The sequence below is a fragment of the Rhodococcus sp. PvR044 genome (genome assembly GCF_040548995.1).
GTDB classification, from domain to species: domain Bacteria; phylum Actinomycetota; class Actinomycetes; order Mycobacteriales; family Mycobacteriaceae; genus Rhodococcus_G; species Rhodococcus_G oryzae.
This window is the reverse complement of record NZ_JBEPSX010000007.1, coordinates 324,543-342,890: the sequence shown is the minus strand read 5'-3', so window position 1 is coordinate 342,890 and position 18,348 is coordinate 324,543. Positions and strand designations below refer to the sequence as shown.

Below are 18,348 nucleotides of genomic sequence, written 5' to 3'. Positions count from 1 at the left end.
GGGGGGGGGGGGGGGGGGGGGGGGGGGGGGGGGGGGGGGGGGGGGGGGGGGGGGGCGGCGGGGGGGGGGGGGGGGGGGGGGGGGGGGGGCCCCCCCCCCCCGTCTCACCGTTATCTCGCCCGAACCTGCACTGTCTGATTGATCCGGCCGACCGGCCCCGACTCGTCGTGCAGTACGCCCGCGCACATCCCGACCCCGTCCGGGCCGTAGGAAGTCTCCGCGGCGATGCCGACCCACTCGTCCTCTGGCACCCGGAACAGGTGCACCGTCAGGTCGGTGTTGAGGAAGGTCCACTCGGCCGGGTCCAGCTTGGTGCCGACCCCGTTCGCGACATCGGCCACCACGAACAACCGCTGGACGGGGGAGAGCGGTTCGCCCTCCACGAGAACGGCATTCGGGCGCGCCCACATCTGCCCCGGACCCTCGCAGCCGATGTCGGACAGCCACATCCACTCGAGGCTGGTGACGAACCCGGTGTCCCAGAACGGGCCCTCCAGCGCCGTCTCGTGGGCCTGCGACCGCGGGGCCAGTGCGGGGTCGCCGGCGTGCGCGACGGCAGAAGAGTCGGCGGTCTGCATGCGCCAGCCGGTGCCGCGGGCCGCGGCGCGGGAGGTGCCGTCCGGGCTGGTGGCCCAGAGCTCGGCGACCACCAGCTCCACCCGCTTGCCGGGACGCTCGACCCAGGACCGGACCTCGATCTCGGAAATCGGTACCGGGCCGAGGATCTCGATGACCACCCGGGTGAGTCGGGCGTCCTCGCGTGGTGCGCATCGTTCCAGCGCGCGCACCAGCAGAGCCGACGGGGGAGCGCCGTGCTGCATGGTGTTTCCCCAGGTGCTCTCCGTCAGCGCGGTGCTGGCAAAGCGTTCGGTGCCGTTGGCGTCTCGTCCCAGCGGGATGTAGTAGGCCTGGTCACTCACTCGACGATCTCCTCGAACTTCTGCACTTCATCTGCCGGGCTCTCTGGCCACCCCGGATAGGGCGGCGGCGTGCCACCGAACTCGGGGCAGCGCACCTTATGATCGCACCAGCTGCACAGGCGCCCCGGCTTCGGTCGGAAGTCACCCGTCTGGCCCGCGGCGAGGATCGCCTTCCAGATCGCGGACAGGGTCCGCTCGAATCGCAGCAACTCGGCCTCGTCCGGTGCGTAGGTGAGGATCTCGCCGTCGGTGAGGTAGATCAGCCGTAGCTGTGCGGGCACGATCCCGCGGGTGCGCAGCAGCACCAGCGCGTAGAACTTCATCTGGAACAGCGCCTTGGATTCGGTCATCTCGCGCGGCGCGCGGCCGGTCTTGTAGTCGACGACGCGGACCTCACCGGTGGGCGCGACGTCGATCCGGTCCACGAAGCCGCGCAGCAGCACCCCGTTGTCGAGTTCGGTCTCGACTCGCAGCTCGCAGGACTCCGGCTCGAAGCGGGTGGGGTCCTCGAGCTTGTAGTAGCCCTCGATCAGCGTGCGGGCCTCGTCGAGGAACGCGGCCCGCTCCTCGGCGGGGACGGTCTCGGCGACGTCGGGGGATTCGGCGAGCAGGTGTTCCCACGCCGGGTCGACCAGGGACACCGCGCGGTCGGGGACCCGCTCCTGGGCGGGCAGGCCGTACAGCGACTCCAGTGCCGCGTGCACCAGCGTGCCCTTCAGCTGCGCCTTGGACGGCGCCTCCGGGATCCGGTCGACCGCGCGGAAGCGGTACAGCAGCGGGCACTGCTTGAAGTCGCCCGCGCGGGAGGGGGACAGGGCGGGCCGTGAGCGAGGGCGCTCGGTCCCTGTGTCGGCGGCGGCGGAGGACTCGGCAGGGGGCGTCGACACGGGAGAGCTCACACCTGGCAGGGTATGCGGCGGGTCCGACACCGCTGTCGGGGCCGGCGCGTGGGTCGCCGGGAATGCTGAATACGAGGAGATCTGAGTCGTGGCTGGGCAAGACGTGAGCGCACGCGAGAAGCGACCGACCGGACCGTTTCGGGAGGGCGACCGCGTTCAGCTCACCGACGCGAAGGCGCGCAAGTACACGGTGGTCCTCGAGGCGGGCAAGGAGTTCCACACCCATCGCGGCGGGATCGTGCACAACGACCTGATCGGCGCCCCCGAGGGCAGCGTCGTCACCTCCACCAACGGGACCCCGTACCTGGCGCTGCGGCCGCTGCTCGTCGACTACGTGCTGTCCATGCCCCGCGGCGCGCAGGTGATCTACCCGAAGGACGCCGCGCAGATCGTGCACGAGGGCGATGTTTTCCCGGGGGCGCGGGTGCTCGAGGCCGGAGCCGGCTCGGGCGCGCTGACCTGTTCGCTGCTGCGCGCGGTCGGGCCCGAGGGCAAGGTCATCTCGTACGAGGTGCGCGACGATCACGCCGAGCACGCGGTCCGCAATGTCGAGACCTTCTTCGGCGGCCGCCCCGACAACTGGGAGCTCACGGTCGCGGACCTGGCGGACTTCGACGCCGAGGCGAACGGCGGCCCGGTGGACCGGGTGATCCTGGACATGCTCGCGCCATGGGAGACGTTGCCCGCGGTGTCGAAGGCGCTGGTGCCCGGCGGCGTGCTCATCGTCTACGTCGCGACGGTGACCCAGCTGTCGCGGGTGGTCGAGGCGCTGCGTGAGCAGGAGTGCTGGACCGAGCCGCGGTCCTGGGAGTCGATCGTGCGCGGGTGGCACGTCGTCGGCCTCGCCGTGCGTCCGGAACACCGGATGCAGGGCCACACCGCGTTCCTGGTCAGCGCGCGCAAGCTGGCCGAGGGAACCGTCACCCCGAAGCCGCAGCGCCGCGCGGGCAAGGACAAGAAGGTCTAGAGCAGGCGCTTCGCGCCCGTGAGCACTTCTGGACCCCATGGGGACCGGAACCACTCACGGGCGGCGGAGCCGCTACTTCACGCAGGTGAGCTTGCCCATCGAGAAGATGGTGCACGCGGCGTCCTCGGAGATGACCCACTTGCCGTCGACCTGATCGAAGACGACCTCGGATGCGGCGCCGCCGTGCGGGCCCGCGATGGTCGTGGTGGCCGAGACCGTGTCGTCGTCGACCGCGGTCACCTTGGTCACCTCGGCGGTGAGCGGGTAGCCCTGGAGCACCCCGTTGAACTGCTCGAGCACCGCCGCCTGGCTGGTGCCGTCCTCGACGAGCGCGGCCTTCTCGGTGGTGCCGACGGCCGGGTCGAAGAAGGTCACGAGGGTGGCCTGCAGCTCGGCGGCGCTCGGGGCCGCGGCGGCCGCGGCCGCGGCGCTGGCGCTGGCGCTGGTGCCGGTGCTGGTCGACGCGGCGGAGGTGCTGGTGTCCGACGCGCTGGACGAGTCGTCCGAGCTGCAGGAGGCGACTCCTACGGCCAGTGCGATGGTTCCGACGGCGATGAGGGACTTGCGAATGATCACGAGTTGGGCCTTTCTCGTTGGCTACGGTGCCAATTAGTCAGGTAAGGCTAACATCAGAGATGGTGCGGGTGAGGCGGCTCGCCGTCCCACACTGTGCGACGCCTACGGTCCGTGTCCGCCTGTCGGTCCGCAGTTTTGGTACGGCGGCTGTAGCGTTGATAGATCGTCACTGGGAGGAGTCGCACATGAGCGCAACAGAGAATCCGGACTCGTTCGCCGCCCGGGCCGAGCTCGAGGCGCTACGCCTGGAAGCCGCTGGTCTTCGCCGCCAGCTCGCCCAGTCGCCCGAGCAGGTACGAGAGCTCGAGTCCCGTGTCGACTCACTGTCGATCCGAAACTCCAAACTGATGGACACGCTCAAGGAAGCCCGTCAGCAGTTGATCGCGCTTCGCGAGGAGGTCGACCGTCTCGGTCAGCCGCCGAGCGGTTACGGCGTGCTCATCTCCACTCACGAGGATCAGACGGTCGACGTGTTCACCTCCGGTCGCAAGATGCGACTGACGTGCTCGCCGAACATCGACACCGAGACGCTCCGACCCGGTCAGACGGTTCGGCTCAACGAGGCGCTGACCATCGTCGAGGCCGGGGCCTTCGAACGGGTCGGGGAGATCTGCAGCCTGCGCGAGATCCTCGATGACGGCGAACGGGCCCTTGTGGTCGGTCACGCCGACGAGGAGCGCGTGGTCTGGCTCGCGCATCCGCTCGCGTTGGCCGCGTCCGACGCGACGATCCATCCCGACGACGAGGACATCGATTCGCCGTCGCGCAAGCTGCGGCCGGGGGATTCCCTGCTGGTCGATTCGAAGGCGGGCTATGCCTTCGAGCGCATCCCCAAGGCGGAGGTCGAGGACCTCGTGCTCGAGGAGGTGCCCGACGTCGACTACGGCGACATCGGTGGCCTTGGGCGGCAGATCGAGCAGATCCGCGACGCCGTCGAGTTGCCGTTCCTGCACAAGGACCTGTTTCACGAGTACGCGCTGCGGCCGCCGAAGGGCGTGCTGCTGTACGGCCCTCCCGGCTGCGGCAAGACGCTCATCGCCAAGGCCGTCGCCAACTCGCTGGCGAAGAAGATCGCCGAGGCCAGGGGCCAGGATGCCAAGGACGCCAAGTCCTACTTCCTGAACATCAAGGGCCCTGAGCTCCTGAACAAGTTCGTCGGCGAGACCGAGCGGCACATCCGGATGATCTTCCAGCGGGCCCGCGAGAAGGCCTCCGAGGGCACCCCGGTGATCGTGTTCTTCGACGAGATGGACTCGATCTTCCGCACCCGCGGGTCGGGTGTGTCCTCCGACGTCGAGACCACTGTCGTCCCGCAGCTGCTCAGCGAGATCGACGGCGTCGAGGGACTCGAGAACGTCATCGTCATCGGTGCGTCGAACCGCGAGGACATGATCGACCCCGCGATCCTTCGGCCCGGCCGACTCGATGTGAAGATCAAGATCGAGCGTCCGGACGCGGAATCGGCGCAGGACATCTTCTCGAAGTACCTGACCGAGCACCTGCCGGTCAACGCCGACGATCTGGCCGAGTTCGGCGGGGACCGGGCGGCCTGCATCAAGACCATGATCGAGCGGGTCGTGGACCGGATGTACGCCGAGAGTGACGACAACCGATTCCTCGAGGTGACATACGCGAACGGCGACAAGGAGGTCCTGTACTTCAAGGACTTCAACTCGGGCGCGATGATCCAGAACATCGTCGACCGGTCGAAGAAGTACGCTATCAAGTCGGTGCTCGATACGGGGGCGCCCGGACTTCGGGTGCAGCACCTCTTCGACTCGATCGTCGACGAGTTCTCCGAGAACGAGGACCTGCCCAACACCACCAATCCCGATGACTGGGCACGCATCTCGGGCAAGAAGGGCGAGCGGATCGTGTACATCCGCACGCTGGTCACCGGCAAGAACGCCAGTGCCAGCCGCGCCATCGACACAGAGTCCAACACCGGCCAGTACCTGTAGCGCGACGACAACAGGGTCGGGCACTCGTTCCTCGGGTGCCCGGCCCTCTCTCGTTGTTGCAGCGCCTCGCGCGGTTGGCTCAGGCGAAGTAGCCGGCGAGCAGCGCCCTGGTATCGGGGACGAATGCCCACGCCGGGTCGGCGAGGTGGGCGCGCAGTTCCGCGTCGGTCCACCACCAACCGTCGACGATCTCGCTCGCCTGGTGACTGATGGGGCCGTCATAGCGCCCCTCGAAGGCAAACAGGTGGCATCGCAACGGTTTACCGTCCCACCGGCCGTCCCACCTGACCTGGGCGATGGGCGACAGCTCGACACCGGTGACGCCGAGTTCCTCGGCGAGCTCGCGGACCGCGGTCTCGCCAGGACTCTCACCGGGATCTACCACCCCGCCCGCGACGCAATCGTGCATGCCTGCGAAGACCGCCTTGTCGAGGGAGCGGCGGTGCACGTAGACCCTGCTGCCGTCCATCGACCGCAGCAGTACCCCCGCGCTGGCGTGCCACAGGCCCTCCGCGTACACCCGCGATCGTGGGGCCGTGCCGATGACCGCGCCTGCGGCGTCGTAGACCGCCACCACCTCATCCGGCGCGGCGGGGTCGCCCGACGGCGACGATGGGCGCTGATCCATGCGTCCATCGTTCCACGTGGCGATAGGCTGACCACGTGCCCCTTCCGCGCAGGCTCGCCGAGTTCAACAAGGTGGTCACCAATCGCGTCAGCAGGCTCGTTGCCGGCTGGTTGCCCGGCTGCGCCATCGTGCTGCACCGCGGACGGCGGTCCGGCCGCCTGTACCGGACACCGGTCAATGTGTTCCGGCGCGGCGACGGCTACCGCTTCGCACTGACCTACGGTCCGGACAGCGACTGGGTGCGGAACGTGGTGGCGGCCGGGCATGTCGACATCACGACCCGCGGCCGGCTGGTCTCGCTGACCGATCCCCGCCTGGTCACCGATCCGTCAGCGAACTGGGCGCCCCGCGGAGTCCGCCTGGTGCTCCGCCGAGTCGGTGCCGACACCTACCTCCAATGCCGGATCGACCACTGACGTCGTCGGTGTTCCTGCGCCGGATCGCCCGACGCGGCCATCCCCGGCCAGCAGGAGATAGCTTCGGTGCCACAGCCATTCGACCGGGCCACGCTGGAACCGGCGGAGCCACAGGTGTGCGGCGGCGATCACCGCCGCGGCGACGCCGAGATAGATCGCGACGGTCGCGGGTACCCGGGCGTCGGGGGAGAGGCGTGCCGCGAGGCCAAGGCCCCAGCCGTAGCAGAGCGCCGACGCGAGCAGGTTCTGGAGGACGTAGGAGCTCAGCGCCATCCGCCCGACATCGGCGAGCCTGACCCCGACTGTGCCGACGCGGGGGCGGCGGCAATAGAACTCGGCGACCAGCGCGAGCAAACCCAGCGAGACGAGCGGCGCGGTCCCGTACCGGGCAACCAGCAGGCCGGCATCACCGCCGAGCATCCCCGTCGCGAGGTCGATGGGCAACGCGATCCCGAGCCCGAGGATCATCAGGCGGCGACGGAGCCCGGACCCGGCGGGTGCCAGGACCCCCGCCCGAAACAGCCTGGCGCCGAGCAGGAACAACGCGATCGACAGCGCGAAGATGAACACCGGCTCGATCCGGAACACCACCATGTTGTCGATCCGGAAGAGCACGAGGTCCCACCACGAGCCGTCCGCGTACGGGTTCGGGTCGAGCGGCGGGGGATCGGGGCGCGGAGGCTGGGCAGCGAATGCGAGGGCGCCGAGCGTGAGCAGCACCAGATGGATCACCGCGGCCCAGATCATCCAACGGCGCTGCGCGCGTTCGCTACTCGCCAGCACGAACGCGACCACCAGGCCGGTGACGGCGTACCCCATCAGCACGTCGAACTCGACGACGAGCAGGTAGTGCACGACGCCGTCTACGAACAGCAGCGCCGCCCGCCACGGGTACTTCCCGGGCCAGGGCCTGCCCGCACGGAGGGCGGAGCGCTGCTGGATGGCGAGCCCGATCCCGAACATCAGCGTGAGCAGGCCGAGGAACTTGCCCTGCGCGAGCTGCTGGAGCACCTTCTCGACCCACCCCCAGCCGCCCGCGGCGGCCGCGGTGCCGTTCAGGTAGCCGACCAGTCCCTCCGGATTGGTGAAGATCCAGATGTTGGTCGCCAGCGTTCCGAGGATCGCGATGCCGCGCAGTACGTCGAGGCTGGGGTAGCGGGGAAGGGGCTCGGCCATGGGGCAAAGGTGCCGGGATTCTCCGGCGAGGGGATCCGCCAAAGGGATGATCCGAAGGATGATTTCGAGCTTTCACGCCAGATTTTGCAGCGCTCTTTCCTAGGATAATGTCATAACGCAGCTTATCGGCGTTTAAGCCGAACACGGCGAAGTCGGTCGGCGAACCATCTAGAGCAAGCATCGAGGGTGGGGTGGGTCGGCTGGGACTCGATTCGAGGATGGTTGGCGAAGACCGGGCGACGTCGGCAGGACTGCAGAGCGAACGAACTCTGGGCTGGGTCGAACCAGCCGCGTGTGAATGACCGCGCGCAAGATCCGGGTTGCGGTTGCGCAGCCGACGACCGTGCTCGGCGACCTCTCTGGCAACGTTGCCGCACACGCGGCGGCGGTGAAGCGTGCTGCCGGGGGCATCCGAGTGCTCGCCGTGTCGGGAGACGGAGTCGCCTTGGCCTACCTCAAGATGTCTCTCGGCCAGGAGGAGGCAAGACATTTCGACGCCGGTCACGCGCCGGCCTGTATCGAGGTGAGGGGCAGGCGGGTGGGCATCGGGGTGTGCAAGGACACGAGAATCGAGCATCACCTCGATCGCACCGCGGCCCTCGGCATCGATCTGTACGTCGCGGGTCTTGTCCATGCACCCGACGAGCTCGCTGAACTCGATACACGGGCGCAGCGGATCGCGACCGCATACGACCTACCGGTCGCGTTTGCAGGATTCGCCGGGCCGACGGGTGGTGGTTACGCCCAGACCTGCGGCGGCTCGGGAGTCTGGGATTCGACAGGAACCGTGGTGGTGCAGCTAGGACCCGAACCGGGAACGGTCGCATCGGTGGAGCTGTAGCCCCGACCGATTCTTCGTGTCACTGCCTGCGGACCACGAATGGCAGCGCGGGGACCGCCTTGCGGCGCCACGGCACCGCCAATGGGGAACGGTCGAAGGGGCGAGCGGGTCGACGATCTAGGCTCGTGGGCATGCAGCGCATCATCGGTATCGAGGTCGAGTACGGGATTTCCTCCCCGACGGAACCGACCGCGAACCCCATCCTGACCTCGACCCAGGCGGTACTGGCCTACGCGGCGGCCGCCGGTGTGCCGCGCGCCAAGCGCACCCGCTGGGACTACGAGGTGGAATCGCCGCTGCGCGACGCCCGCGGATTCGATCTGGGCCGCTTCAGCGGGCCGGCGCCGGTGATCGATGCCGACGAGGTCGGCGCGGCGAACATGATCCTCACCAATGGCGCCCGGCTGTACGTCGATCACGCGCACCCCGAGTACTCCGCACCCGAGTGCACCGATCCACTGGACGCCGTCATCTGGGACAAGGCGGGGGAGCGGGTCATGGAGGCTGCCGCCCGGCACGCGTCCAGTGTTCCCGGTGCCCCGCGGCTCCAGCTGTACAAGAACAACGTCGACGGCAAGGGCGCGTCCTACGGAACCCACGAGAACTACCTCTGCTCCAGGGAGACCCCGTTCTCGGCGATCATCGCCGGACTGACGCCGTTCTTCGCCTCCCGGCAGGTGATCTGCGGATCCGGGCGGGTCGGCGTCGGCCAGTCCGGCGACGAGTCCGGGTTCCAGCTGTCGCAGCGCGCGGACTACATCGAGGTCGAGGTCGGGCTCGAGACCACGCTCAAGCGCGGCATCATCAACACCCGCGACGAGCCGCACGCCGATGCCGACAAGTACCGGCGCCTGCACGTGATCATCGGCGATGCGAACCTCGCGGAGTGGTCCACCTACCTCAAGGTCGGCACCACCGCGCTGGTCCTGGACCTGATCGAGGCGGGCGTTGACCTGTCCGATCTGCAGCTCGCGCGCCCCGTCACCGCCGTGCACCTGATCAGTCACGATCCGACGCTGCGACAGACCGTCGCGCTCGCGGACGGGCGTGAGCTGACAGGTCTTGCGCTGCAGCGGATCTACCACGAGCGGTGCGCGGCGTTCGCCGAACGCCAGGGCAACGACGATCCGCGGGTGGCGGACCTGCTCGACAAGTGGGCCACCGTCCTCGACATGCTCGAGCGGGACCCGATGGAATGCGCACACCTGTTGGACTGGGTCGCGAAGCTCCGGCTGTTCGAGGGCTTCCGTCAGCGGGAGGGCCTGTCCTGGTCCGCACCCAAGCTGCACATGCTGGACCTGCAGTACTCGGACGTGCGCCTCGACAAGGGGCTGTACAACCGCCTGGTCGCGCGTGGCTCGATGGAACGGCTCGTCACCGAGCAGCAGGTGCTGGACGCGATCAGCAACCCGCCAACGGACACCAGGGCGTACTTCCGCGGCGAGTGCCTGCGCAGGTTCGGGGCCGACATCGCCGCGGCCAGTTGGGACTCCGTCATCTTCGACCTGGGCGGCGACTCCCTCGTCCGCATTCCCACCCTCGAGCCGTTGCGCGGCAGCAAGGCGCACGTCGGCAAACTGCTGGAGTCGGTGGATTCCGCCGCTGACCTGGTCGATCAGCTCACCAGCTGAGACGCGCGCACGCGACACGCTCGTCCACCACCTCAGGGTGCCTCGCACTCGGTAGGGTAGGGGTCCGTGCACGAGCGCACACTGGTTGTGCCGGTAATTGTGCAAGAGCTAAGAGGAGGTCGGCGGCTATGGCGCAGGAGCAGACCAAGCGCAGTGGCGGTGGCGACGACGACGATGCCCCGATCGGCGACGGTGCCGCGGGACAGGAACGTCGGGAGAAGCTCGCCGAGGACACCGACGACCTCCTCGACGAGATCGACGACGTTCTCGAGGAGAACGCCGAGGACTTCGTGCGCGCGTACGTGCAAAAGGGCGGCCAGTGACGGCGGATCATCAGCGGTCCGTGGCGGGGGGCGAGCGACTGCACTTCGGTTCACAGCTGTCCTCGTTCTCCGATCACCTCCGCAAGCATGCGCCGGAACTGTTGCCGGAGAACCGGATCGACCTCGGTCGTCAGCGCGCCGGAAGGGGTGGCTCGATGGATGCTGCGGACATCGCTCCGCACGGCACCACGATCGTCGCGTTGACCTTTGCCGGTGGCGTACTGATCGCCGGTGATCGCCGGGCGACCATGGGCAACCTGATCGCCAGCCGGGACGTGGAGAAGGTGTATGTCACCGACGACTACTCGGCTGCCGGGATCGCGGGCACCGCGGGCGTGGCGATCGAGTTGGTGCGGTTGTTCGCCGTCGAACTCGAGCACTACGAGAAGATCGAGGGCGTTCCGCTGACATTCGACGGTAAGGCCAACCGGCTCTCGTCGATGGTGCGCGGCAATCTCCCCGCGGCGATGCAGGGACTCGCGGTGGTGCCGCTGCTCATCGGCTTCGACCTGGACTCGGCCACGCCCGAGAAGGCCGGCCGGATCGTGTCCTACGACGTGGTCGGCGGACGCTACGAGGAGCGGGCCGGGTACCACGCGGTCGGTTCCGGATCGCTGTTCGCGAAGTCCGCCCTCAAGAAGCTGTTCGATCCGAGGGCGGACGAGGAGCACGCGCTGCGGGCCGCCATCGAATCCCTCTACGACGCCGCGGACGACGACTCGGCCACCGGCGGCCCCGACGTCAGCAGGGGCATCTACCCGACCGCCGTGGTGATCACCTCGGCGGGCGCCGTCACGGTTCCCCAGGAGCGGACGTCCGCGCTCGCCAAGGCGGTCATCACCGAGCGCACCGAGGAAGCGGGGGAGAACGCATGACATTGCCGTATTACGCCTCCGCCGAGCAGATCATGCGGGATCGCTCGGAGCTGGCTCGCAAGGGAATCGCCAGGGGCCGCAGCGTCATCGTGCTGACCTACGCGCAGGGCGTGCTGTTCGTCGCGGAGAACCCGTCGACCGCGCTGCACAAGGTGAGCGAGCTGTACGACCGGCTCGGGTTCGCCGCCGTTGGCAAGTACAACGAGTTCGAGAACCTGCGACGGGCGGGCATCGTGCACGCCGACATGCGCGGCTACTCGTACGACCGCCGCGACGTCACCGGCCGCTCGCTGGCGAATGCCTACGCACAGACACTCGGCACCATCTTCACCGAGCAGCCGAAGCCGTACGAGGTGGAGATCTGCGTCGCCGAGGTGGGCCGCGTCGAGCAGCCGAAGCACGCGCAGCTCTACCGCATCACCTATGACGGATCGATCGTCGACGAGCAGCAGTTCGTGGTGATGGGCGGCGCGACCGAACCGATCAGCACCGCCCTCAAGGCGTCCTACCAGCCGGACCTCGAGCTGGGGCCCGCGGTCGAGGTCGCGGTGAACGCGCTGCGAGTCGGAACGGCGCTGCCGGGGAACGGCGAGGCCGAACCCCGCGCCATCGGGGTCGAGGCTCTGGAGGTCGCGGTCCTCGATCAGACCCGACCGCGGCGGGCTTTCAAGCGGATCACCGGCGCGGCGCTGGCCGGATTCCTGCCCGCCAACATGGTCGGTGGATCGGACTCGGCGAAGGAACCCGAGGCCACCCCCGAGAGCGGCGAGGGCACCGGGTCCGGCGAGAACGGGACCGACAAGGCCTGACCGGCTCTACCGGTACGTCACCGGTAGAGCCGTAACGCCAGCGGCCTACTGGTGAACCGGAAGCGGTTTCCCTTCCCGACCACCTCGCCGTCGGTGGCGAGCGAGATGGCCTCACCGTGTACCCGCACGTCCAGGTCGGCGACCATGGTGCGCTCGTACTCGGCCGAGCCGCCGAGGGTGCCGGTCGCGGCGGCCCACAACAGGCGGGTCCGCGACCAGGGCCGGTCGGCCCGCAGGGAACGGACGTCGAGTAGGCCGTTGTGCAGCTCCGGCCGCGACATCGGGACCTGATCGGACGGCGAGTAGCGACCGTTACCGACGAAGAGCATCCACACCGCGATCCGTCGGCCGTCCATGGACACCTCGAGGGGCTGCGCCTGCGCGAGGACCCGGACCATCGCGGCGGCGGCCGCGGGCCACTTGCCCACCCGGTGCTCCCAGCGTTCACGCAGCCGGACCGCGTCCGGGTAGCCACCGAGGCTCGCGGTGTTGACGAACATCATCGGGTCCTGCCCGTCCGCACTGACCTCCGCGACATCCAGCCGTGTCGCCCGACCCTCCGCAACGGCCTCCCTGGTGGCCTCGATGTCCTCGACCCCGGTGTCCCTTGCGAAGTGGTTGAGGGTGCCACCGGGGAACACCGCAAACACGAGATCGTTCCGGATCGCGGCAGCCGCCGCGGCCACAACGGTGCCGTCGCCGCCGCACACGCCGAGCGCCCGCGGCCGCACCCTCGCGATCGCGTCGTCGAGCTGGGTTTCGAGATCGGTGTCCGGATCCGCCTCGACGAGCGTCGCCTCCGGCAGTAGCTCGGACAGCTCGGCGGCCGGATCGTCGTCGGCCGTCCCCGATCCGGGGTTGACGAGGACGAGCAAGCCGGCACCGTTCGGCATCTCGGGCGCCGCCACCGTCGGCCCAAGCGTGGCCGGTTCCTCGGTCCGCACGGCCCACCAGCGACGGGTCGAGAGGGCGATGCCCCCGCCGACGGCGGCACCCACGACCACATCGGACGGCCAGTGCACGCCGATGTGGACCCGTGAGTAGGCGACCGCGGCGGCCACCGGGGCGAGCAGCGCGGCAGTGGCGGGCGATTCGAGGGCAACGCCGGTCACGTAGGCGGCGGCGGACGCCGAGTGGCCGGACGGGAACGACGAGGAGGTCGGGACCCGCCGCGCCTGCCGGTGCTCGGCCACCCACCCCACGGGCGGGCGTCTGCGGGGGAGTATCGGTTTGAGCACGGCGTTCGTGAGCGCGCTCGCACCGCCGAGCGAGAGCAGACCGCGCACCGCCGCACGCCTGGGCCTGCCGCCGATCGCGAACAATGCGGCGCTGATCCCGAACCACAGCACGCCGTGATCGGCAGCTCGGCTGAGCGCCCTGAGGCCGCGGTCAGACGCGAGCGGCGCCATGGGCAGGACCCGCTCCGACGTGGTCATCCGTTCAGAGTAGACGGCGCGAAACGCCGCGGAGGTATGTATGCGGTGAGCCGGTCCAGGGGGCTCCCGGCGCTGTACTGTCAGAGTGTGGAGCGACGAATCATGGGCATTGAGACCGAGTTCGGTGTTACGTGCACCTTTCACGGCCACAGGAGGCTGAGCCCCGACGAGGTGGCCCGCTACCTGTTCCGTCGCGTGGTGTCCTGGGGCCGCAGCTCCAACGTCTTCCTTCGCAACGGCGCCCGCCTCTATCTCGACGTGGGATCGCACCCCGAGTACGCCACCGCAGAGTGCGACAGCCTGGCCCAGCTGGTCACCCACGACCGGGCGGGCGAGCGGGTGCTCGAGGATCTGCTGATCGACGCGGAGGAGCGGCTCGCCGAGGAGGGCATCGGCGGGGACATCTATCTGTTCAAGAACAACACCGATTCGGCGGGCAACTCGTACGGCTGCCACGAGAACTTCCTCGTGGTGCGGGCCGGCGAGTTCTCGCGGATCTCCGACGTGCTGCTGCCGTTCCTGGTCACCCGTCAGCTGATCTGCGGCGCGGGCAAGGTTCTGCAGACGCCCAAGGCGGCGACGTTCTGCCTCTCGCAGCGGGCGGAACACATCTGGGAGGGTGTCTCGTCGGCCACCACCCGCTCCCGGCCGATCATCAACACCCGCGACGAACCGCACGCGGACGCGGAGAAGTACCGGCGCCTGCACGTGATCGTCGGCGACTCGAACATGTCGGAGACCACCACCATGCTCAAGGTGGGCACGGCGGCGCTGGTGCTGGAGATGATCGAGGCCGGGGTCTCGTTCCGCGACTTCGCGCTCGACAATCCGATCCGGGCGATCCGCGAGGTCAGCCACGACATGACCGGTAAGCGCCCCGTCCGGCTGGCCGGGGGCCGCCAGGCCAGCGCGCTCGACATCCAGCGCGAGTACCACGCCCGCGCGGTGGAGCATCTCAAGACCAGGGCACACGATCCGCAGGTCGACCAGGTGGTCGAGCTGTGGGGCCGCACCCTCGACGCCGTCGATTCCCAGGACTTCGCGAAGGTCGACACCGAGATCGACTGGGTGATCAAGCGCAAGCTGTTCCAGCGCTACCAGGACAAGCACAACCTCGAACTGTCCGATCCGAAGATCGCCCAGCTCGACCTGGCGTACCACGACATCAAGCGCGGCCGCGGCGTCTTCGACCTGCTCCAGCGCAAGGGGCTGGCCAAGCGTGTCACCGAGGACGAGCAGATCGACGAGGCGGTCAACACACCGCCGCAGACGACCAGGGCCAAGCTGCGCGGCGAGTTCATCTCAGCCGCCCAGGATGCCGGCCGGGACTTCACCGTGGACTGGGTGCACCTCAAGCTCAACGACCAGGCGCAGCGGACGGTGCTGTGCAAGGACCCGTTCCGGTCGGTCGATGAGCGCGTCGAACGCCTCATCGCTTCGATGTGAGTGCCGGGCGGTCACCGTTCTGGCACTAGGCTGCTGAGCCGTGGCGATCACCAAAGTCGAGCGGTTGATGAACCTGGTCATCTGTCTGCTCTCAACCCGGCAGTTCCTGACCGCCGAGAAGATCCGGCACAGCGTGGCGGGCTACGACGAATCGGCCAGCTACGAGGCCTTCAGTCGGATGTTCGAGCGGGACAAGAACGAACTGCGCGATCTCGGGGTTCCGCTCGAGACCGGCCAGGCCTCCCGCTTCGGCACCGTTGAGGGCTACCGGATCAACCGGGACGCGTACGAGTTGCCGGACATCGATCTGAGCAGCGAGGAGGCCGCCGCCGTCGCGATCGCCGTGCAGCTGTGGGAGTCGCCGGAACTGAGCTCCGCCGCCCAGGGCGCGCTGCTGAAGCTGCGCGCGGCCGGTGTGGTGGTCGACCAGGATTCGGCGTCGGCGATCATCACCGCCCTGCCCGCCCGGTCGAGGGGGTCCGAGCCCGCGCTCGAGAAGCTGCTGGCCGCGGTCGACGCCGGACAGAGCGTGCGCTTCGAGCACCGATCGGCCCGCAACGAGCCGCTGCGCACCCGGACCGTGCAGCCGTGGGGTGTGGTGACCCACGCCGGCCGCTGGTACCTCGTCGGGCACGACACCGACCGGGACGCCACCCGCACGTTCCGGCTGTCCCGGATCGGCGACGACGTCACCGCGTTCGGGCCGGTGAACTCGGTGCACAAACCCGATGGCGTCGACCTGCGCCAGATCGTAGACCGGATCGTCGGATCGGGCGGGGTCACCGGCATCGCCACCGTGTGGGTCGCGGACGGTCGCGCTCAGGAACTGCGGCGGCTCGGCCGCGCGGGCTCGGAGCGGACCGTCCGGGGACGACCGGGCACGATGCTCGAGGTCCCGGTGCGGTCCTGGGACTGGGTGGCAAGGCTGATCGCAGGCTATGGGGAGGACGCGCTGGTGTTCGAGCCCGCGGAACTGAAGGAGGACGTCCTGGACAAGCTCCGATCGGCGCTGTCGACGTCCGGTGGCGACGGGCGGGCAGGCCGATGAGCCAGAAGCTCTCGTCCCGGCTCGCCCGGCTGCTGAACATGGTCCCGTACTTCATCGCCAATCCGGGGATGAGCGCCGCGGAGGCCGCCGCGGAACTGGGAGTCAGCACAGCCCAGCTGATGGACGACCTGAACCAGCTGTGGATGTGTGGGCTGCCCGGGTACGGACCCGGCGACCTCATCGACCTCTCGTTCTCCGAGGAGAGCATCGAGGTGACCTTCTCGGCAGGCATCGACCGGCCGCTGCGGCTGACCTCGACGGAGGCGACCGCACTCCTGGTGGCCCTGCGCTCGCTCGTGGAGATGCCGGGCACCGCGGACCCCTCGGCCGTGCAGGGTGCGATCGCCAAGATCGAATCGGCGGCGGGGGTCGCCGCCGGCGGATCCGTCACCGGCGTGGCGGACCAGCGCGAGCGGGCGGAGGACCCGGTCGCCGCAACCGTGCGCTCCGCGGTGCGCCGGGGCATGGCCTTGGAGCTGACCTACTTCTCCGCGTCGCGGGACGCGGTGTCGCAACGGGTCGTGGACCCGGTGCGCATCGTCCTCGTCGACAACCAGAGCTATCTACAGGCGTGGTGCCGGCAGGCCGGCGGCGTCCGGCTGTTCCGGTTCGACCGGATCGACGCGGCAACCGAGCTCGACGAGCCCGCCGCCGCGCCCGAGGCGGCACTCGAGGACGGCCATTCGATGGACCTGTTCCACGACGACCCGACGCTGCCGCAGGCCCGGCTGCTGATCGCGCCGGAGCACGCCTGGGTCATGGACTACTACCCGATGACAGACGTCATCGTGGCCCCGGACGGCTCGATCGAGGCGTCGATGCGATACGGCTCGCAGGACTGGATGACCCGGCTGATGGTGGGGTTCGGTCCCGGGGTGCGTGTGCTCGGCCCCGACGATCTGGCAGCGTCCGTGCGAAACCGTGCAGAGGCCGCCCTTGCCGCCTATGGTGAGGCCTCGACCGCTGACTGACCCGCACTCTCCGCGGGGGCCTGGCCGCTCTGGTCCGGTAGCATCGAATCATCTGATACCTGGAGGTAAAAATGGGAGCCATGAGCCCCTGGCACTGGGCCATTGTGGCGCTTGTCGTCGTCATCCTGTTCGGTTCGAAGAAGCTTCCCGACGCCGCGCGCGGCCTGGGTCGTTCGCTGCGGATCTTCAAGAGCGAGGTCAAGGAGATGCAGAACGACGGTGCCACCACCGCCGCCGCGCCTGCACCCGCCGCCCCGCCCGCCGAGCTGCCCCCCGCGGCACCGGTCGCCGATCCGACGCAGTCCGCGGTCACTCACACCGAGCCCCGGACTTCCTAGTCCCGATTCCGACGGTCCCGGGGCTGCGTCTCGCGCCCCGGGCCGACTGCTGACCAGAACCAGGGCCAACTGTGCGCATCCCATTCGACCCGCGGCGGAGCAAACGCAGGGTCAATCCAGACGGCAGCATGTCGCTGACCGATCACCTGTACGAGCTGCGGACCAGGTTGCTCCTGTCGATTCTCGCGGTGCTGATCACCACCGCGTTCGGCTTCTACTGGTACTCGCACGAGATCTTCGGCATCCAGAGCCTCGGTGACCTGATGCTTGGGCCCTACTGCTCGTTGCCGCAGGCGAACCGCGCCGAACTCACCAGCGACGGCGCCTGCCGACTGCTGGCGACCGGACCGTTCGAACAGTTCATGCTCCGGTTCAAGGTGGCGTTCACGGCGGGCATCGTGCTCGCCTGCCCGGTCTGGCTGTACCAGCTCTGGGCATTCATCACCCCAGGGCTGTACGCGAAGGAACGCCGGTACGCGATCGGGTTCGTCGCGGGCGGCGCGGCGCTGTTCGTCTCGGGCGCGGTCCTCGCCTACGTGGTGGTCTCGAAGGCGCTGCACTTCCTGCTCACCATCGGTGGCGACGTCCAGGTGACCGCGCTCAGCGGTTCCGAGTACTTCGGCTTCGTGATCAATCTGATCATCATCTTCGGTGTCAGCTTCGAGATCCCGCTGCTGATCGTGGCGCTCAACGCCGTCGGAGTGCTCAGCTACGACAGGCTCAAGGCCTGGCGCCGCGGCATCATCATGGGCCTGTTCTTGTTCGCCGCCATCGCGACCCCCGGCCAGGACCCGTTCTCGATGCTCGCGCTGGCGGCCGCGTTGACCGTCCTCGTCGAGTTCTCCATCCAGATCGCGCGAGTGAACGACAAGCGCAAGGCCCGCAAGCAGGAGGAGGGCTGGGGCGCTCTCGACGACGACGAGGCCTCGAGCATCTCCGGGGCGACGCCGCTCGACGACGCGTCGACGATCTCCGGTGCGACACCGCTCAAGGACCTCTCCGATACCCTCTGATACACCGGACCCGATGCACGGGCTGCCCTCACGACCTCCGTTCGCCGGCCGGTTCGATGGCAGCCCGTTCGTCG

At 68.9% G+C, this 18,348-nt stretch carries 19 protein-coding genes; 13 read left to right on the top strand and 6 right to left on the bottom strand.

Annotated elements, in window-relative coordinates; translation table 11 throughout:
* Positions 1–110: 110 nt before the first annotated feature.
* Together ABIC28_RS18360 and ABIC28_RS18355 are read right to left on the bottom strand one after the other, a co-directional pair.
* The gene (locus ABIC28_RS18360; RefSeq protein WP_354580173.1) at positions 111–920 is read right to left on the bottom strand and encodes a thioesterase family protein; all 810 of its coding nucleotides are present in this window, start codon (positions 918–920) and stop codon (positions 111–113) included.
* Positions 917–1,807 carry a RecB family exonuclease gene (locus ABIC28_RS18355; RefSeq protein ID WP_420030270.1) on the bottom strand — a complete coding sequence of 297 codons (891 nt, stop codon included), beginning with the start codon at positions 1,805–1,807 and terminating at the stop codon, positions 917–919. The genes ABIC28_RS18360 and ABIC28_RS18355 overlap by 4 nt, the downstream gene beginning before the upstream one ends.
* Positions 1,808–1,922: 115 nt before the next feature.
* On the opposite strand from ABIC28_RS18355, the gene ABIC28_RS18350 reads away from it, so the two are divergent.
* Positions 1,923–2,786, top strand: coding sequence for a tRNA (adenine-N1)-methyltransferase (locus ABIC28_RS18350; RefSeq protein ID WP_027501401.1), 864 nt, complete (start codon positions 1,923–1,925; stop codon positions 2,784–2,786).
* Between the two features lie 72 nt (positions 2,787–2,858).
* Here the strand turns inward: ABIC28_RS18350 and ABIC28_RS18345 are convergent, their stop codons facing one another.
* Positions 2,859–3,362 carry a WKL family lipoprotein gene (locus tag ABIC28_RS18345; protein WP_097209765.1) on the bottom strand — a complete coding sequence of 168 codons (504 nt, stop codon included), beginning with the start codon at positions 3,360–3,362 and terminating at the stop codon, positions 2,859–2,861.
* 185 nt (positions 3,363–3,547) lie between these two features.
* Between ABIC28_RS18345 and arc the strand changes: the two genes are divergently transcribed.
* Positions 3,548–5,323, top strand: coding sequence for a proteasome ATPase (gene arc / locus ABIC28_RS18340; protein ID WP_097209764.1), 1,776 nt, complete (start codon positions 3,548–3,550; stop codon positions 5,321–5,323).
* Positions 5,324–5,402: 79 nt separating this feature from the next.
* On the opposite strand, the gene ABIC28_RS18335 is transcribed toward arc, so the two are convergent.
* Positions 5,403–5,951 (bottom strand): NUDIX hydrolase, encoded by a 549-nt coding sequence (locus ABIC28_RS18335; RefSeq protein ID WP_097209763.1) that lies wholly within the window; start codon positions 5,949–5,951, stop codon positions 5,403–5,405.
* Between the two features lie 35 nt (positions 5,952–5,986).
* Between ABIC28_RS18335 and ABIC28_RS18330 the strand changes: the two genes are divergently transcribed.
* Positions 5,987–6,367 (top strand): nitroreductase family deazaflavin-dependent oxidoreductase, encoded by a 381-nt coding sequence (locus ABIC28_RS18330; RefSeq protein ID WP_097209762.1) that lies wholly within the window; start codon positions 5,987–5,989, stop codon positions 6,365–6,367.
* Here ABIC28_RS18330 and ABIC28_RS18325 read toward each other — a convergent pair.
* Entirely contained in the window at positions 6,281–7,543 is a 1,263-nt protein-coding gene (locus ABIC28_RS18325) for a DUF418 domain-containing protein (protein WP_097209761.1), read from the bottom strand. The genes ABIC28_RS18330 and ABIC28_RS18325 overlap by 87 nt on opposite strands.
* Before the next feature lie 298 nt (positions 7,544–7,841).
* Here ABIC28_RS18325 and ABIC28_RS18320 point away from each other — a divergent pair, with 298 nt between their 5' ends.
* From ABIC28_RS18320 to prcA, 5 genes are all read left to right on the top strand, one after another.
* The gene (locus tag ABIC28_RS18320) at positions 7,842–8,384 is read left to right on the top strand and encodes a carbon-nitrogen hydrolase family protein (protein ID WP_097209760.1); all 543 of its coding nucleotides are present in this window, start codon (positions 7,842–7,844) and stop codon (positions 8,382–8,384) included.
* A 131-nt stretch (positions 8,385–8,515) separates the two neighbouring features.
* Positions 8,516–10,015: a depupylase/deamidase Dop gene (gene dop, locus ABIC28_RS18315; protein WP_097209962.1), complete on the top strand. Its 1,500-nt coding sequence runs from the start codon at positions 8,516–8,518 to the stop codon at positions 10,013–10,015.
* A 128-nt stretch (positions 10,016–10,143) separates the two neighbouring features.
* A complete protein-coding gene (locus ABIC28_RS18310) occupies positions 10,144–10,338 on the top strand; it encodes a ubiquitin-like protein Pup (protein WP_077041654.1) in 195 nt (64 codons plus the stop codon).
* Positions 10,335–11,213 carry a proteasome subunit beta gene (prcB, locus tag ABIC28_RS18305; protein WP_097209759.1) on the top strand — a complete coding sequence of 293 codons (879 nt, stop codon included), beginning with the start codon at positions 10,335–10,337 and terminating at the stop codon, positions 11,211–11,213. Before ABIC28_RS18310 ends, prcB begins: the two co-directional genes overlap by 4 nt.
* Complete coding sequence (prcA, locus tag ABIC28_RS18300) at positions 11,210–12,022, top strand: proteasome subunit alpha (RefSeq protein WP_097209758.1); 813 nt, start codon at positions 11,210–11,212, stop codon at positions 12,020–12,022. Before prcB ends, prcA begins: the two co-directional genes overlap by 4 nt.
* 17 nt (positions 12,023–12,039) lie before the next feature.
* Here prcA and ABIC28_RS18295 read toward each other — a convergent pair whose 3' ends face one another.
* A complete protein-coding gene (locus ABIC28_RS18295) occupies positions 12,040–13,458 on the bottom strand; it encodes a bifunctional phosphatase PAP2/diacylglycerol kinase family protein (RefSeq protein ID WP_097209757.1) in 1,419 nt (472 codons plus the stop codon).
* 87 nt (positions 13,459–13,545) lie between these two features.
* On the opposite strand from ABIC28_RS18295, the gene pafA reads away from it, so the two are divergent.
* From pafA to tatC, 5 genes are all read left to right on the top strand, one after another.
* Positions 13,546–14,904, top strand: a complete 1,359-nt coding sequence (pafA, locus tag ABIC28_RS18290; protein WP_181320850.1) for a Pup--protein ligase — start codon at positions 13,546–13,548, stop codon at positions 14,902–14,904.
* 40 nt (positions 14,905–14,944) lie between these two features.
* Positions 14,945–15,952 (top strand): helix-turn-helix transcriptional regulator, encoded by a 1,008-nt coding sequence (locus ABIC28_RS18285; RefSeq protein ID WP_179800404.1) that lies wholly within the window; start codon positions 14,945–14,947, stop codon positions 15,950–15,952.
* Entirely contained in the window at positions 15,949–16,923 is a 975-nt protein-coding gene (locus tag ABIC28_RS18280; RefSeq protein ID WP_097209755.1) for a helix-turn-helix transcriptional regulator, read from the top strand. Before ABIC28_RS18285 ends, ABIC28_RS18280 begins: the two co-directional genes overlap by 4 nt.
* Before the next feature lie 71 nt (positions 16,924–16,994).
* Positions 16,995–17,261: a Sec-independent protein translocase subunit TatA gene (gene tatA, locus ABIC28_RS18275; protein ID WP_097209754.1), complete on the top strand. Its 267-nt coding sequence runs from the start codon at positions 16,995–16,997 to the stop codon at positions 17,259–17,261.
* Between the two features lie 71 nt (positions 17,262–17,332).
* Complete coding sequence (tatC, locus tag ABIC28_RS18270; RefSeq protein WP_097209753.1) at positions 17,333–18,274, top strand: twin-arginine translocase subunit TatC; 942 nt, start codon at positions 17,333–17,335, stop codon at positions 18,272–18,274.
* The last annotated feature ends 74 nt before the right edge of the window (positions 18,275–18,348 follow it).

What these genes read in the sequence shown, in the direction of transcription:
- arc (WP_097209764.1), top strand. Translation starts at nt 3,548, where the DNA reads ATGAGCGCAACAGAGAATCCGGACTCGTTCGCCGCCCGGGCCGAGCTC.
- ABIC28_RS18335 (WP_097209763.1), bottom strand. Translation starts at nt 5,951, where the DNA reads ATGGATCAGCGCCCATCGTCGCCGTCGGGCGACCCCGCCGCGCCGGAT.
- ABIC28_RS18325 (WP_097209761.1), bottom strand. Translation starts at nt 7,543, where the DNA reads ATGGCCGAGCCCCTTCCCCGCTACCCCAGCCTCGACGTACTGCGCGGC.
- ABIC28_RS18320 (WP_097209760.1), top strand. Translation starts at nt 7,842, where the DNA reads ATGACCGCGCGCAAGATCCGGGTTGCGGTTGCGCAGCCGACGACCGTG.
- dop (WP_097209962.1), top strand. Translation starts at nt 8,516, where the DNA reads ATGCAGCGCATCATCGGTATCGAGGTCGAGTACGGGATTTCCTCCCCG.
- ABIC28_RS18310 (WP_077041654.1), top strand. Translation starts at nt 10,144, where the DNA reads ATGGCGCAGGAGCAGACCAAGCGCAGTGGCGGTGGCGACGACGACGAT.
- prcA (WP_097209758.1), top strand. Translation starts at nt 11,210, where the DNA reads ATGACATTGCCGTATTACGCCTCCGCCGAGCAGATCATGCGGGATCGC.
- ABIC28_RS18295 (WP_097209757.1), bottom strand. Translation starts at nt 13,458, where the DNA reads ATGACCACGTCGGAGCGGGTCCTGCCCATGGCGCCGCTCGCGTCTGAC.
- ABIC28_RS18280 (WP_097209755.1), top strand. Translation starts at nt 15,949, where the DNA reads ATGAGCCAGAAGCTCTCGTCCCGGCTCGCCCGGCTGCTGAACATGGTC.
- tatA (WP_097209754.1), top strand. Translation starts at nt 16,995, where the DNA reads ATGGGAGCCATGAGCCCCTGGCACTGGGCCATTGTGGCGCTTGTCGTC.